The organism is Chloroflexus aurantiacus J-10-fl (assembly GCF_000018865.1).
Classification (GTDB): Bacteria; Chloroflexota; Chloroflexia; order Chloroflexales; family Chloroflexaceae; genus Chloroflexus; species Chloroflexus aurantiacus.
The window spans coordinates 1,662,051-1,675,906 of sequence record NC_010175.1 but is presented as its reverse complement, the minus strand read 5'-3'; the positions used below and the strand labels follow the sequence as shown (position 1 = coordinate 1,675,906).

Sequence of the window (13,856 nt, the reverse complement as noted above, 5' to 3'; positions counted from 1 at the left end):
TGCTCTTCGCGCTACCATGTCAGTCGGCGTCAATCGCAAAGCGCTGACGAGGACGAGTAGCCCGATTCCGGCCACAGGGAGGGCGTGTCGCGACTGAGAGCATGCCTGGCGATGGGTCGGGGGAAAACCCCCTCTGAGTGCATCCCGGAACGCGCAGTGCCAGTATGGGATGACGGGATTCGCCCGTTACCGCGAACAATGAGGCTCAACGCCGGCATGCCGGCGTTGGGTGAACACAGGGTGGAACCACGAAGCAGCTCTTCGTCCCCGTGCGGACGGAGAGCTGTTTCTGTTAGACCATAGCTGTCGCAAGGAGGACGTATGCGTCCATCTGCCCGCTGGATACCGTACCGGCGGCGTGAAACAACCGGCTGTGTTGGGCAACTGGTTCGGCTTGGGCTGGGGATACTGCTGATCGGCATCCTCTACCTGCTCTTGATCCGACCGCAGATCAGTTCTGCGCTTGGTCGTACCCTTGCCGACCTGATCGCGCCTGTCTCGACTCCGGTTGAGGTGGCTGATCAGGCGCCGTTACCTGCGCTGCTTGCTGCCCTGCCCGCCGGCCAGGTGACGGTGAGTGAAGCCGAGATTAATGGCTATCTCACCGACGTGCAAACCACTTTACCGGTAGATGCTATCAATGTGCGCCTGCGTGATGGCCGTGCTATCGTTACTATCCAGGCTTACGGGGTGACCAGTGTGGTGAGCAGTGGCGTGATGGTGCGGGATGGTGAACTGATTCCGCTTGACCCCCAGGTTGAGGGGCCGTTAGCGATGTTGATCTCGGCCTCCGACCTCTCAACGGTGCTCCACGAACGGCTCAATGCTGAACTGAACCGTCAAAACCGCCAGATTGTTGATGCACGTATCACCGACGGCTACCTGAGCATTGTCACAACCAGTAGATAACAAGAAGGAGAACCCAGTATGCCAGTCGATCCCAACAGCGATCCCTATTACCGCCTGCGGCATTCGCTGGCCCACGTGATGGCCCAGGCTGTGCTCGAAATCTTTCCCGATGCCAAAATTGCGATTGGGCCACCGATTGAAAACGGCTTTTACTACGACTTTGATCTGCCGCGCCCGCTCACGCCCGAAGACTTGAGCGAGATCGAGCGACGGATGAAGCGGATTATTGCCGGCAATCACCCCTTCATCTACCGTGAGGTGACGGCTGAAGAGGCTCGTCAGATCTTTGCCAATCAACCGTATAAACTGGAATTGATCGAAGGCCTGGCCAAAGGGCTTGATGAATATGGCGAGACGCACCACGGCGATACCGTCATCTCAACCTACCGCCAGGATACGTTCGAGGACCTCTGCCGCGGTCCGCATCTCAACCATACCGGCGAGATCAATCCCGAAGCCTTCAAGCTGATGAGCATCGCCGGCGCCTACTGGCGGGGTGATGAGAAGAATCGGCAGTTGCAGCGTATCTACGGCACCGGCTGGAATACGAAAGAGGAGCTGGAAGCCTATCTGCACCGGTTGGAAGAGGCGCGTAAGCGCGACCACCGCCGTCTGGGCAAAGAGCTGGGACTCTTCTTCTTTTCAGATGATATTGGTCCCGGTCTGCCGATCTTCACCCCCAAAGGGGAAATCATTCGCCACGAAATGGAGAAGTTTGTGCGCGAAGTCCAGACCCGCTACGGGTATCAACATGTCTGGACGGGCAATGTGGTGAAGGAACAGCTTTACCGCAAGTCGGGCCACTACGACAACTACCGTGACAGCATGTTCCCGCCGATGGTCGAGAGCGAAGACCTTGTCTTCCGGCTGAAGCCGATGAACTGCCCCAGCCACATGACGCTCTACAACCAGCTTGGCGTGATCAGTTACCGCGACCTTCCGCTAAGGTTTGCCGAATTTGCGACGCTCTATCGGTATGAAGATAGTGGAGCGCTGAGCGGCTTAACGCGCGTGCGCGCCTTAACCCAAGACGACTGCCACATCTTCTGTCGGCCCGATCAGATACAAGAAGAGTTCAGCCTGGCGCTCCAGGTCATTCGCGAAGTGCTGGGCACCTATCAGTTTACCGATTACAAAGTGCGGCTATCGTTGCGCGGCAGCGAAGGCAAATACGTTCAGGACGATGAGAAGTGGGAGCTGGCAACCGCCGCGCTGCGCAGTGCACTGGAAGCCAACGGTGTCGAGTACTTTGAAGTCGAAGGTGAAGCGGCATTCTACGGCCCGAAAGCCGACTTCCTTGCCCGCGATGTGCTGGGGCGTGAATGGCAACTGAGCACCATCCAGGTCGATTTTATCCAGCCGGCCCGTCTGGGGTGTGAATATATCGGCGAAGACGACAAACCCCACACACCGGTGGTCTTGCACCGCGCCGTTACCGGCACGACCGAGCGGTTTATGGGTATCCTGATCGAGCACTACGGCGGCGCGTTTCCGCTCTGGCTGGCGCCGGTGCAGGCGGTCGTCATCCCGATTACCGATAAACAGATGGAGTTTGCCCGCCAGGTGCGCCAGCGCCTGTTCATGGCGGGGCTGCGGGTCGAACTCGACGACAACCGCGACCGCATGCAGGGCAAGATTCGCCGTGCTCAGTTGCAGAAGATTCCGTATATGCTTATAATCGGCGCCAGGGAGGAAGCTGCTGACTCTGTTGCAGTACGCACCCGCGCAGGTGAAGACCTTGGCGCAATGCCGGTTGATGCATTCCTGGCCCGTGCTCTGGAGGAGATTCGCACCCGCAGTTGAGGAGTGTTCCAATGACGGTTGAGAACGATGCTATCGCCGAAGTGGCTCGCCGCTTTGCCGAGTCGATCCACGCTGAACGCACGGCAACCCTCGAAGCATTGGCGGCTGAACGTGAAGCTGCCCAACGCCTGTTAGCCGCATTGCGTCGTGAACACGAACGGCAAAGCGCATCAGCAACCGGTGCGTTTGTCGCCGGGTTGGTCGTTGGTGCAGCGTTGGGCTTCGCTGCGGTTGCCCTGTTCAATCCGCGTTCAGGGAATGAGACCCGCCAACGCCTTGCAGCACGCGCCAGCAGTGTGCGCCAGTCGTTTGCCGAACGGTTACGCGCAGCGATTGCCGCCGGCCAGCGAGCTGCCGCCGAGCGCGAGCAGGAGTTGTGGCGCGAGTATCGCAAGCGCTTGAGCGAACCACCACCTGACTCGGCAGCATAACCAGTCCGTCAGCTCATTCAGCGCTGCAAAGCTGTGGTGATCGCCCCAATCGAGCACAGGCTTGAACCTGTGCTCACTGGGGCGCAGATGTCATCAACAGAGCACCTGACCGTCTGGCGGAGACGTACCATCCGCTCGTCGTGGGAAGCGCATAGATTGCACGCTGGCGGGAACGATTGCCGGGTTGGTGCAGGTCGCATACGCCTGAAATGGAGCGCAGTGGCGTGGAAGCCTGGCTTCCGCCATTCGCTGTGATACATATTGACCGGGCGGGTGAAGTGGATCGTGCAGTGGATGGATCAACCCTGACCGGCATGGCTATCTGCCACATTCGCAACCGCGTGGAGTTTGTATCGTCGTGAGGGAAGCATGGATGCCGAGATCATCGCTATCGGTTCAGAGTTACTGTTAGGTGTCACCATCGACACCAACAGCGCCTATCTTGCCCGTCAATTGGCCGCTGCCGGTGTCAATGTCTATCGCAAAACGGTGGTTGGCGATAACGAAGGTCGGATTACGGCGGCAGTGCGCGAGGCGCTTGAGCGGGCCGATCTGGTGATCTGTACCGGTGGTCTCGGCCCAACCCTCGACGATGTGACCCGTGAAGCGGTTGCCGCAGCGCTTGATCGTCCCCTGGAATTTCATCCCGAACTGCTCGACCAGATTGCGGCCCGCTTTGCGGCCATGAATCGACCGATGAGCGAGAGCAATCGGCGGCAGGCGTATGTTCCGGCAGGCGCCCGGATCATTCCCAATCCCCGTGGTACTGCGCCCGCTTTTCTGGTCGAAGACGAGCGGGGGACAGTGATCGTGCTGCCCGGCGTGCCAGGCGAGATGCGGTACCTGTTTGAGACGGCCGTATTGCCGTACCTGCGCGATGAACGTGGGATCACAACTGTGATCCTCGTTCGTACCTTGCATGCGGTGGGGCTTGGTGAAAGTGTGATTGGTGAACGGATCGCCGATCTGATGCAGCAGGCCAACCCAACCGTTGGCATTTCGGCCAAGCGTGCGCGCTACGAGCTGCGGATTGGTGCCCGTGCGGAAAGCCAGGCGGAAGCGGAAGCGATGATTGCCCAAACCGAAGCCATCATCCGCGAACGCCTGGGGCCGTACCTGTTGGGTGAGGAAGATTTGCCGGCGACTGTGGCCCGGCTGCTGCGTGAACGGCAACAGACCATTGCCCTGTACGAAGGAATTGCCCAGGCTCCCGTGTTTAAGGCGCTCTTGTCGTTGCCCAATGTTGAACAGGTACTACGTGGTGCCGAGATACATCCACTTGATAGCCCGGCTGATGCGCAGGCATCCTCCGATCTGGCCTATGCCGGTGCGGCGAATGTCGCCGAGCGCTGGCAGAGCACGATTGGGCTGGGGGTGCAGTCGGCGAGTGGGCCAAACGATCAGGGATTTACCGCCGTGTCGCTCGCGCTGGTAACCCCCGATGGTGAACGACGCCTGACCCGCCCCTTTGATCTGCGTTCGGCTGATGGATTTGAGTTTATCGGTACAGCAGCTCTCGACCTGCTGCGCCGCTACCTGAACGGAGAGTCGGAGTAGTGTACACCTCTTCATCGCCTGCTACGTTACGTGCGGCCATTGCCCTCGTCTGTCGCGATCCAACCTGGTGGCGCAAATGCCTGCTGCATGGTGCGCTGGCGATGACCATCATCGGCCTGCCACTGGCCGTTGGTTTCATTATGGAAAGCTACGACAATAGCCGACGCGGCTTTCCCTTCCCGCTACCGCCCTGGCGCGACTGGACGCTGCGTGCGTTGACCGGCATTTTGGCCCTCTTGATCGATCTGGCCTTCTTCGTCTTGCCACTGATGGTGGGGGGGCTATTACTCACCTGTAGTGGCCTGGCCCTCGTGTTAGCCGCCCAAACCGAACTGCTCGAACCGGTAATGCAGGGCATTCTGGCGCTGACGGGGTTGGTCTGGCTGATCCTGTTCCTGATCGGGGTGGCGCCTATTGGTCGTCTGATTTTTGCTGAAGAAGGACGAATCGAACAGGCGTTGAGTCGGGAGCCGCTCCGCCGTGCCTTTACTCCGCCATACCGCCCCTACTTTTGGCGAGCGCGACTGGCCAGCCTGGCCGCGTATCTACCTGCCGCCATTATGGTTGCACTTACGGCTGGTCTTATCGTTGTCAATGCTCCCTGGTTCATTATTCTCCTGTCGGCCTGGCTGGGATGCAGTGCAGGTGTCTTTGCCCAACTGGTGGGTGCGCAGCTCTACGTAGCTGCCGAACAACAGGCGCAGCAGGCACTCCACGCCTGAGTGCGGTATGGTTGTCACCCGAACAGCACCTTTCCGCTGTCACACTGTATTGAATGGACGCCGCGCAGCGTGTCATTGGGCGCAGCGGTAGCGAGGATGGCTGAACGCGGGCCGACCGCCTGCCCCACAGCGTGCTGGTGCCGGTGGTGCGTCGGGGCGGGTTCGGTAGGGGCGGGTTCTAAACCCGCCCCTACAGACGGTACCTGTGCCGTTCACCTTATCATACAAGGGACGTGGTGAATGGGAATGCCTTGCATCGCGTGTAATGGATGGTTGTTCAGATGTGATCGCAGCCTTTACACTCCCCGCTCCCGCGCAGCGCTATGCATTACCCATAAGCAAGTTGTCAACCGCTTCGCTCATCAGGAGCAAGCTCATCGTGCACCATCCTGGGCACTATCACGTTGCACCGCTGTTGTGTGGGTCTCACATCACGAACGGGAAGCGGATGGTTGCAGTAGTGGCGGGGTAGATGATGTATCAGACCGTGGGGCAGGCTGGAAGCCTGCCTGACGGCGATAAAGATGATACCTGTACGCGGGCTGGAAGCCCGCGCCACACCACCTGCGCCACGGGGAGTGCTTGCAGCCTGGCTTAATGTAGCGTGATATATGGGTAATGCATAGCCCAGCGGGGGCGGGATAGGGTGGGAGCGGGTCGCATACTGCCATTGGACGCAGCACCACCACGACACGCTCGCCATTCATCATGCTGGTACGGGCCTGGGTGACGGTGCGTGAATCAGTTTGTGCGCCGCTGGTGAACCACCAGTAACTTGCTGAGGGCACGCTGCCAGCGTGCCGGCACGAGCCTGGCAACCTAAACGAGTCCGCAGTGTCAGTCAAGATGTGACATACCCTGCCATCATTCATACAGATCGAACAGGAGTCAACTCTGCCGGGTTGCAGATATAACAACTGTTACGTGGTATCCTGTAAGATATTCGTGAAGGGCTACATCCAGGAAATCTTATGAACGTAACTCGTGCTTTCAGCTTTGTCTTCGATGACCCAGGCTGGTGGAAAATAACGCTGGTGATCGGTCTGTTACAGTTGATTCCCGTGATTGGGCAGATCGTCGGGTTAGGTTGCATCGTCGCAATCGCGCGGGCAGTCGCTAATGGGCAAGAGCGTCCCTTGCCGCAATTGAATCAGCTTGGCGCTCTGTTCTCTGCAGGAGTGTACAGCGCTACCATTTGCATTGTCTACTCCTTACCCATCTTCCTGATCTCGTGTCTGTTTAGCTGCCTGCTTGGCGCCTCCATTGCCTTTGCCGGCAATAGTGAATCAACGTTCATCATCTTGATCGGTTTGATGCTCTGTTCCAGTGTTTTTATTGTGCCGCTGTCTCTGATCATTCAAATACTGTTGATCGTCGGTATAGGTCGCTACGTGCAGACCGGCTCGGTCAGCGCCGCTTTCCAACCAGGCAGTGTGTGGGCACTGCTGCAACGCTATCCGGCAGAATGGCTGGTACTGTGGCTGCTCTCGCTATTGTGTGGTACTGTCGCCAGTTTTGGCACATTTGCGTTGTTAGTTGGTTTGGTAGTTAGCATTCCATACGCAACCTTTGTATTCGGGCATCTCCTGGGACAAACGGTTCAGCAAGTAACGTCCTCTCCTGCTTCGCCGACACTGTCATCGTAAGAGGAGGACTCAATGGCGCTCCGTGATCTTATTCAGCCGCGGGAGCTACTCTACCCATCGAACCTGTTGACGATCAGCCGCATCCTGCTATTGCCGGCGACCATCTACTACATGCAGCGCAGTGATCGGCGTCAGCGGGCGTTGGTCTTACTGGCGATTACAATGCTCACCGACGCTCTCGACGGGCCACTGGCCCGCCGGCGGGGAGAGGTATCGAAGCTCGGCCAGATTCTCGATCCAATTGCCGATAAGGTGCTGATTGACTCAGCAGCAGTGATGCTCTCGCGCACACGGGGATTTCCGTGGTGGGCAACCGGCTTACTCATCTTCCGGGATGTTGGGATTTTACTGGCCGGATTAATTGTCCTGCGCCGTAAAGCGCATATCACGACGGCGGCCAGTAGCGGAAAATTGACCACCCTGGCAATGACGATTGTGGCGTTGCTGTACCTGGCCGGTGGCCCCCGCTGGGGCAAGCCGGCTCTCTACATCGCCTTGATCCCCTTTAGCCTCTCGTTTGTGCAGTACGGGTGGCGCTTTTTGCGCATTATGCGATCTGGCGATAAGTAGAGGGTAGCGCACGTCCATTTGGTTTCGCCTGCTGTGATGAGGTCGCAATGTGGCCTCACTCCTGGGTACGAAGCATTGCCTCGCATCCTGCCGTTTTCCGGCAGAGAGGTGGCTTCAGCGAGGTGCTGCTCCTCACGGCACCAGTGCCACCGTTCATATCAATGATACGGTGCATCACTGCATGTCACCGGATATGCGGTGAACTGTGACAATCCGTCTCCTCCGCAACGATCTGTGGGGATTACCTGCACGATACAGATGGGGTAGGGGCGGGTTCAAAACCCGCCCCTACGGGCGGTGCATGCGCCTGTTCGTATTGCCATACGAGGGATGCGGCGAATGAGGGGGAGCGGAAGGGTTCGTCTCGCATCGCGTGCTATCCATGGTGTTGTCATGTCTGTACCAGAGAAGCTGTCCGACGTATGCTGTGGTAGCTATACCGTGTAGGGCAGAGTATGACATCGGGAAAGGGCGACGCTCGCGCCGCCCATACCAGTTGGGTAACGTGTAGATTGCCTGCAAACAGTCTGACGTGCTATCACAACTTATCCTACTGTACGTTCCTGCAAAGCCCAATAGCGGCGTCCCAGGAACGCGCGGGCGAGGCGGGCTGCATGTGCTACTGCCCGCTCGGTAGCCGGGCTGAGTGATAGATTGAGGGTTGTATCGTAGGCCGGGATAGTAATCAGCACCGCTCGTGGTACACGACCATACAGCACGCGAGCCAGAGCCAGCAATGCAGGAGGATCACTCCGATGACTTCCATTCAACGTGAGTGCCGGTTCGATGACGCGAACATCAACATCAGTGCGATCAACCGCAGCATCGAGAAACACGACGCGCCGGGCTTGCGCAATGACCGCTGCCAGTTCTGGGGTAAGCTGTGCCCTGGCAATTACCTGCACTCCAACCATATGCCACTGTCGCAAACGTGCAGCCGCAGCCTGTCCGGCATAATCGTCACCACGCAGCGGGCTGCCGTAGCCGATGACCAGTCCTCCTGATCCGACCACCGGACATCGACGCTGGCAGATGCTTCTCATAGCCAAACCTTTCTGCACTGTTGTCTGGTATCGATGATACAATTATACCGCAAAAGAGTACAAGCCTATCGCCTGTCTCCCGATCAGGGGTTTCCGTCTGGCAGGTAATTTGTTGCGTAACCACCAGGAAATACCGCCACAGCACCGTGCAGGCTTCGAGTCGGCAAACCACGACGGAACTACCCCATCGGGTCACCGGGCGCGTGCGGTCGGTGCTGTGATGTTCCTGATGCTATCTTCCGATGCTGCTGCCTTAGCGGGAGAGGCGATTGATCAATTCGCCCTGGGCATTGTACAAATCCACCTCCATCGCCATCTGACCGACCGCATGGGTTGAGCAGCTCAGACACGGATCGTAGGCACGCACCCCGGCTTCGATCCGATTGAGAATGCCTTCATCAAACTGACCATGCCGAATATAGCTCTGTGCAATCTGACCAACGGTGCGATTGATTGCCAGATTATTCTGACCGGTCGCAATGATCAGATTGACATCGGTAATCAAACCTTTCTCATCGACGCGATAATGGTGGAAGAGCGTGCCCCGTGGCGCTTCGCTGACGCCAACCGCTTCGTGACGATTCACACCGGCATCGGCACGGAGTTCGGTAGAGAGCAGATCGTCGTCTTCAACCAGCACTTCCATCCGCTCTAGCGCGGCGATAATCTCGATCAGGCGGGCGTGGTGATAGTAGAAGCTGCCATGGATAACCGGCCCAACAGCCTGGCGCAACTCGCGTAACTCAGCATCAGCCCGTTCAGCACCCATGGTTGTGCAGATGTTGATCCGCGCCAGTGGCCCTACCCGATACATGCCCTGCGGATAGCCCAAGGCTCGAATGTACGGAAACTTCAGGTAGCTCCACGGCTCAACCGCTTCGCCGATGACATCACGGTAGTCGATAGGATCGAGTTCATCGATCAAGATATTACCGGTGTGATCAATGACGCGCAGCTTGCCGCCGTAGTGCATCCATCGTCCGCCCGGCCCTACCATACCCAGGTAGAGGCTGGGAAACACGCCGAACGTTTCAATTTCACGCTGATACTTCGCACTGAGTTGTTTCAGCCGCCCAAGGGCATCGCAGGCGATGGTCAGCATTTCGGGCAGCTTAGCCCGAATATGATCACGACTGCTCGCACTCAAACCGCTCCGCACACCTCCCGGTACGGCCCATGCCGGATGGATTTTGCGCCCACCCAACATCTCGATCACTTCCTGGCCAAACTGGCGCAGGCGAATCCCGTTCCGTGCCACGTCCGGGTCGGCAGCGATCAGTCCAAAGATATTCCGCTGCGCCGGGTCACTGTCGAAACCGAGCATCAGATCAGGCCCGCTCAGATGAAAGAAACTGAGCGCGTGTGACTGAATGATCTGGGCAAGATTCATCAACCGGCGCAATTTTTCCGCAGCCGGTGGAATCAACACGGCAAGGATACCGTCACCGGCACGGGCCGAGGCAAGCAAGTGGCTCACCGGGCAGATGCCGCAGATACGCGCCGTAATGCCCGGCATCTCCCAGAAGGGTCGTCCGATGCAAAAGCGCTCGAAGCCACGAAATTCGGTGACGTGAAATCGTGTTTCGGCAACGTCGCCATGGTCATCGAGATGAATGCTGATTTTGGCATGCCCCTCGATGCGTGTCACCGGATCGATGATGATACGTTGACCCATCGTGTACTCCTTGCTCAGAATATCGTCGCCCTTCATCCGTAGCGAATATCGGCTGGTGGTTCACGGCCCTCAATCAGGGCTTCAAGCAATGCCCGAATCCGCGGCGCTGAAGGAGGGCATCCCGACAGGTAATAATCGACCGGAATGATCTGATGAACCGGTACGACTTTGTCGAGTAATACCGGCACAATTCCCGGTTCGTGTGGGATCACACCGCGCGGATCACCATGTTCGATGTAGACCTGTTGCAGTACAGTACGTGCCGGGCCAAGCGGGTTGCGTAGTGCCGTAACGTTCCCGGTTACTGCACAGTCACCAAATGCGATAATCAAGCGGCTATGCCGACGTGCTGTTTTTGCCAGTTCACGATGTTCGTCACTGGCAATTGCCCCCTCGATCAACGTAAGATCAACATCTGGCGGAAATTGTTTGGCGTCGGCAATCGGGCTGTAGACCAGATCGGCACGTGCGGCCAGATCGATCAACCATTCGTCGAGATCGAGCAGTGACATATGGCAGCCCGAACAGCCACCCAACCAGATGGTAGCAATCCGTAATCGGCTCATAGACTTCTCCCTCTCACCTGCGGTTCGTTCTATCGCAGCACCTACCAGCGTTGCTTCCGCGCTTCGACAATCAGAGCGATGCGTTCACTGTCGTGTGGACGTTCGCCAACGGTCACACCACGCGGGAAAATGGCACCGGTTGGGCAGGCCAACTGGCATTTCCCGCAACTGGTGCAGGTGGTGGAAGTTCCCCAGGGCTGGTTCATATCGGTGATGACTCTTGCATCAACCCCGCGTCCGGCCACATCCCAGGTATGAACACCTTCAATTTCGTCACAGGCGCGCACGCAGCGCGTACAGAGCACACAACGATTGTGGTCGATGCCGAACCGTGGGTGCGAGATGTCAACGGGACAGGCAGGAGAGAGGTATTCGTAGCGAACGTGATCCATCCCCACCATCGCCGCTAATCGTTGCAGTTCGCAGTTGCCACTGGCTACGCATACAGAGCACACGTGATTGCGTTCGGCGAACAACAGCTCGATAATTTGACGCCGATAATTCTGGAGCCTGGGTGTCGCGGTGTGGACGACCATCCCCTCGCTAACCATCGTCATACAGGCCGGTTGCAGACGACGTTGACCTTCGATCTCAACCAGACAGAGCCGACACGCGCCGACATCCGATAATCCGTCGAGATGACAAAGGGTAGGAATGGGAATACCAGCGTCGCGGATAGCTTCCAATAGCGTTGCACCGGGGCGGGCCGAGACGAGATGGCCATCAATTGTGAGTGTTTTAGCCGCCATGATCAACCTCCGCTCCGATGAGCTGTTCGTATTCGTGTCGGAAGTAGTGTAGGGTGCTAAGTACCGGGTTTGGCGCTGATTGGCCCAGGCCACAGAGGCTTGTTTCACGCATCAGTTCGCATAATGCTTCAATCGTTTGCAAATCACTCTCGCCGGCCTGTCCATTGCGCAATTTGGTGAGTAGATTGAAGAGCTGGACAGTTCCTACCCGACATGGGATGCACTTACCGCACGACTCATCTTTGCAAAACTCCATATAGAAACGAGCGACATCAACCATGTTCGTGTGCTCGTCCATCACGACCATCCCACCCGACCCCATAATCGAGCCGACCGCTGCCAGCGATTCATAATCAACCGGCGTATCAAACAGGCTGGCCGGAATGCAGCCACCTGACGGGCCACCGGTTTGTACTGCCTTGACCGGGGTTCCATCGGGGGTACCATCACCAATGTCTTCGACAATCTCGCGGAGCGTGATCCCCATCGGCACCTCGATTAAACCGGTGTTGCGAATCTTACCGGTCAATGCAAAGACCTTTGTTCCTTTGCTTTGTTCGGTACCAATCTGGCGAAACCATTCCGGGCCGTGCTCGATAATGGCCGAAATGTTGGCAAAGGTCTCAACGTTGTTGATCAGAGTTGGCATTCCCCACAGACCACTCTCTGCCGGATACGGCGGACGTGGCCGGGGTTGGCCGCGCCGACCTTCAATCGAGGCAATCAGGGCCGTCTCTTCGCCACACACAAAGGCCCCTGCACCAACGCGAATATCAACCCGAAAGTTGAAACCACTCTCAAAAATCTGGGCACCGAGGAGACCTAACCGTCGCGCCTGCACTATCGCTTTTTGCAGGCGTTCGATTGCCAGCGGATACTCTCCGCGCACATAAATAAAGCCTTGCTCGGCGCCGACTGCGTAGGCTGCGATTGCCATTCCTTCCAGCACCAGATGCGGATCGCTCTCAAGCACGCTGCGATCCATAAAGGCACCGGGATCACCTTCATCGGCATTGCAAATCACAAACTTCCGCTCACCGGGGCTTTTGGCAACAGTGGCCCACTTAAGCCCGGTTGGATAGCCGGCCCCACCACGTCCACGCAGACCACTGCGCGTAATCATCTGAATCACCTCAGCCGGTGTCAGATCGTGAATGACGTGGTAGAGCATACGGTAGCCACCCGCAGCGATATAGTCCTCGATGCGTTCGGGATTAATGCGACCACTGTGACGCAGGACTATCGGATACTGGCGAGTGAAGAAAGGATGGTTCAGGTTACATTGCTGCACGTTGCACGAACCCTGATCGAGCGCAGCGACAAGCTCTTCGGCATCCGCCGGCGTAACGCGCTCGAACACCTTTCCGGTCGGTTCCAGACGAACTAACGGGCCGTGACCGCACAATCCCATGCACCCAACCGGAACAACGTCAACATCAGCCTGTTTGCCGGCAGCGGAGAGCACCAGTTCTAAGCGACGCTTAATCTCCAGGCTGCCGGAAGCCTGGCAACCGGCAGCAGCGCAGCAGAGGATGCGGAAACGCGCACGTTGTGCCTGTTCTCGTTCAGCAATCGCTTCCAGTTCGTGAAGATCCATACATTACTCCTCGCGTTTCAGCAACGCCTGAATGCGAGCTTTCAGGTCGGAGCGATCAGCATGACCAACCACTTCCCCATCAAGAACGACGGCAGGCGCAATGCCGCAAGCACCGAGACAGCGAGCAGTCAGCAGCGAAAACCGACCATCTGCACTTGTCCGCCCGGCCTGGACGCCACTCAATGCTTCCAGTTCACGCAGCAAGATTGCTGCACCGCGCACGTAGCAGGCAGTGCCCAGACAGACCGTACAACTGTGTTCGCCCTGGGGTGCCAGTGAGAAGAAGTGGTAAAAGGTAGCAACCCCATACACCCGACTGGGTGGCAGCTTGAGGCGACGGGCAACCTCACCGAGCAGCTCTGGCGAGAGAAAGCCGTACAGTTCTTGCGCTTTGTGCAACACTTCGATCAGCGCATCGCCCTGATACTGAAACCGTTTCATCGTCGCTTCCAGTATCTTTTGGCGATTATCACCAACAGGACGAGGATTCCGGTCAGCAGTGGTATCGGTCGCAGGTGTCGTCATCGCACTTCTCCCAAACTGATGCACGGGCACTACCCTGATCCTATCCCGACTGCAACTGTTTTA

14 protein-coding genes are annotated in these 13,856 nt (G+C 57.7%); 8 read left to right on the top strand and 6 right to left on the bottom strand.

Going from position 1 to position 13,856, the window contains the following annotated elements; translation table 11 throughout:
• Nucleotides 1-321 precede the first annotated feature (321 nt).
• The 8 genes from CAUR_RS06270 to CAUR_RS06235 all read left to right on the top strand — a co-directional run bounded on the left by CAUR_RS06270 (nt 322) and on the right by CAUR_RS06235 (nt 7,638).
• Nucleotides 322-909: a hypothetical protein gene (locus CAUR_RS06270; protein WP_012257082.1), complete on the top strand. Its 588-nt coding sequence runs from the start codon at nt 322-324 to the stop codon at nt 907-909.
• An 18-nt stretch (nt 910-927) separates the two neighbouring features.
• Nucleotides 928-2,712, top strand: coding sequence for a threonine--tRNA ligase (gene thrS / locus CAUR_RS06265; protein ID WP_012257081.1), 1,785 nt, complete (start codon nt 928-930; stop codon nt 2,710-2,712).
• Nucleotides 2,713-2,723: 11 nt separating this feature from the next.
• Nucleotides 2,724-3,143 (top strand): YtxH domain-containing protein, encoded by a 420-nt coding sequence (locus CAUR_RS06260; RefSeq protein WP_012257080.1) that lies wholly within the window; start codon nt 2,724-2,726, stop codon nt 3,141-3,143.
• Between the two features lie 224 nt (nt 3,144-3,367).
• Nucleotides 3,368-3,505: a hypothetical protein gene (locus tag CAUR_RS06255; RefSeq protein WP_157866398.1), complete on the top strand. Its 138-nt coding sequence runs from the start codon at nt 3,368-3,370 to the stop codon at nt 3,503-3,505.
• Nucleotides 3,506-3,512: 7 nt separating this feature from the next.
• Entirely contained in the window at nt 3,513-4,700 is a 1,188-nt protein-coding gene (locus CAUR_RS06250; RefSeq protein ID WP_012257079.1) for a CinA family nicotinamide mononucleotide deamidase-related protein, read from the top strand.
• Nucleotides 4,700-5,422: a DUF4013 domain-containing protein gene (locus CAUR_RS06245; protein WP_012257078.1), complete on the top strand. Its 723-nt coding sequence runs from the start codon at nt 4,700-4,702 to the stop codon at nt 5,420-5,422. Before CAUR_RS06250 ends, CAUR_RS06245 begins: the two co-directional genes overlap by 1 nt.
• 971 nt (nt 5,423-6,393) lie before the next feature.
• Nucleotides 6,394-7,068 (top strand): DUF4013 domain-containing protein, encoded by a 675-nt coding sequence (locus CAUR_RS06240; RefSeq protein ID WP_012257077.1) that lies wholly within the window; start codon nt 6,394-6,396, stop codon nt 7,066-7,068.
• A 12-nt stretch (nt 7,069-7,080) separates the two neighbouring features.
• Nucleotides 7,081-7,638, top strand: coding sequence for a CDP-alcohol phosphatidyltransferase family protein (locus CAUR_RS06235; protein ID WP_012257076.1), 558 nt, complete (start codon nt 7,081-7,083; stop codon nt 7,636-7,638).
• A gap of 545 nt (nt 7,639-8,183) precedes the next feature.
• Here the strand turns inward: CAUR_RS06235 and CAUR_RS06230 are convergent.
• From CAUR_RS06230 to hoxE, 6 genes are all read right to left on the bottom strand, one after another.
• The gene (locus tag CAUR_RS06230) at nt 8,184-8,681 is read right to left on the bottom strand and encodes a hydrogenase maturation protease (RefSeq protein WP_012257075.1); all 498 of its coding nucleotides are present in this window, start codon (nt 8,679-8,681) and stop codon (nt 8,184-8,186) included.
• Nucleotides 8,682-8,934: 253 nt separating this feature from the next.
• Nucleotides 8,935-10,356, bottom strand: coding sequence for a Ni/Fe hydrogenase subunit alpha (locus CAUR_RS06225; protein ID WP_012257074.1), 1,422 nt, complete (start codon nt 10,354-10,356; stop codon nt 8,935-8,937).
• Between the two features lie 32 nt (nt 10,357-10,388).
• Nucleotides 10,389-10,922, bottom strand: coding sequence for an NADH-quinone oxidoreductase subunit B family protein (locus tag CAUR_RS06220; protein ID WP_012257073.1), 534 nt, complete (start codon nt 10,920-10,922; stop codon nt 10,389-10,391).
• Between the two features lie 41 nt (nt 10,923-10,963).
• On the bottom strand, nt 10,964-11,671 hold the full coding sequence (gene hoxU, locus CAUR_RS06215; RefSeq protein ID WP_012257072.1) for a bidirectional hydrogenase complex protein HoxU: 708 nt from the start codon (nt 11,669-11,671) through the stop codon (nt 10,964-10,966).
• Complete coding sequence (locus tag CAUR_RS06210) at nt 11,661-13,268, bottom strand: NuoF family protein (RefSeq protein ID WP_012257071.1); 1,608 nt, start codon at nt 13,266-13,268, stop codon at nt 11,661-11,663. Before CAUR_RS06210 ends, hoxU begins: the two co-directional genes overlap by 11 nt.
• Nucleotides 13,269-13,271: 3 nt before the next feature.
• Nucleotides 13,272-13,793, bottom strand: coding sequence for a bidirectional hydrogenase complex protein HoxE (hoxE, locus tag CAUR_RS06205; RefSeq protein WP_012257070.1), 522 nt, complete (start codon nt 13,791-13,793; stop codon nt 13,272-13,274).
• Between the last annotated feature and the right edge of the window lie 63 nt (nt 13,794-13,856).

Coding starts and splice junctions, on each gene's coding strand:
- CAUR_RS06270 (WP_012257082.1), top strand. CDS start 322: ATGCGTCCATCTGCCCGCTGGATACCGTACCGGCGGCGTGAAACAACC.
- thrS (WP_012257081.1), top strand. CDS start 928: ATGCCAGTCGATCCCAACAGCGATCCCTATTACCGCCTGCGGCATTCG.
- CAUR_RS06260 (WP_012257080.1), top strand. CDS start 2,724: ATGACGGTTGAGAACGATGCTATCGCCGAAGTGGCTCGCCGCTTTGCC.
- CAUR_RS06250 (WP_012257079.1), top strand. CDS start 3,513: ATGGATGCCGAGATCATCGCTATCGGTTCAGAGTTACTGTTAGGTGTC.
- CAUR_RS06240 (WP_012257077.1), top strand. CDS start 6,394: ATGAACGTAACTCGTGCTTTCAGCTTTGTCTTCGATGACCCAGGCTGG.
- CAUR_RS06235 (WP_012257076.1), top strand. CDS start 7,081: ATGGCGCTCCGTGATCTTATTCAGCCGCGGGAGCTACTCTACCCATCG.
- CAUR_RS06230 (WP_012257075.1), bottom strand. CDS start 8,681: ATGAGAAGCATCTGCCAGCGTCGATGTCCGGTGGTCGGATCAGGAGGA.
- CAUR_RS06225 (WP_012257074.1), bottom strand. CDS start 10,356: ATGGGTCAACGTATCATCATCGATCCGGTGACACGCATCGAGGGGCAT.
- CAUR_RS06220 (WP_012257073.1), bottom strand. CDS start 10,922: ATGAGCCGATTACGGATTGCTACCATCTGGTTGGGTGGCTGTTCGGGC.
- hoxU (WP_012257072.1), bottom strand. CDS start 11,671: ATGGCGGCTAAAACACTCACAATTGATGGCCATCTCGTCTCGGCCCGC.
- CAUR_RS06210 (WP_012257071.1), bottom strand. CDS start 13,268: ATGGATCTTCACGAACTGGAAGCGATTGCTGAACGAGAACAGGCACAA.
- hoxE (WP_012257070.1), bottom strand. CDS start 13,793: ATGACGACACCTGCGACCGATACCACTGCTGACCGGAATCCTCGTCCT.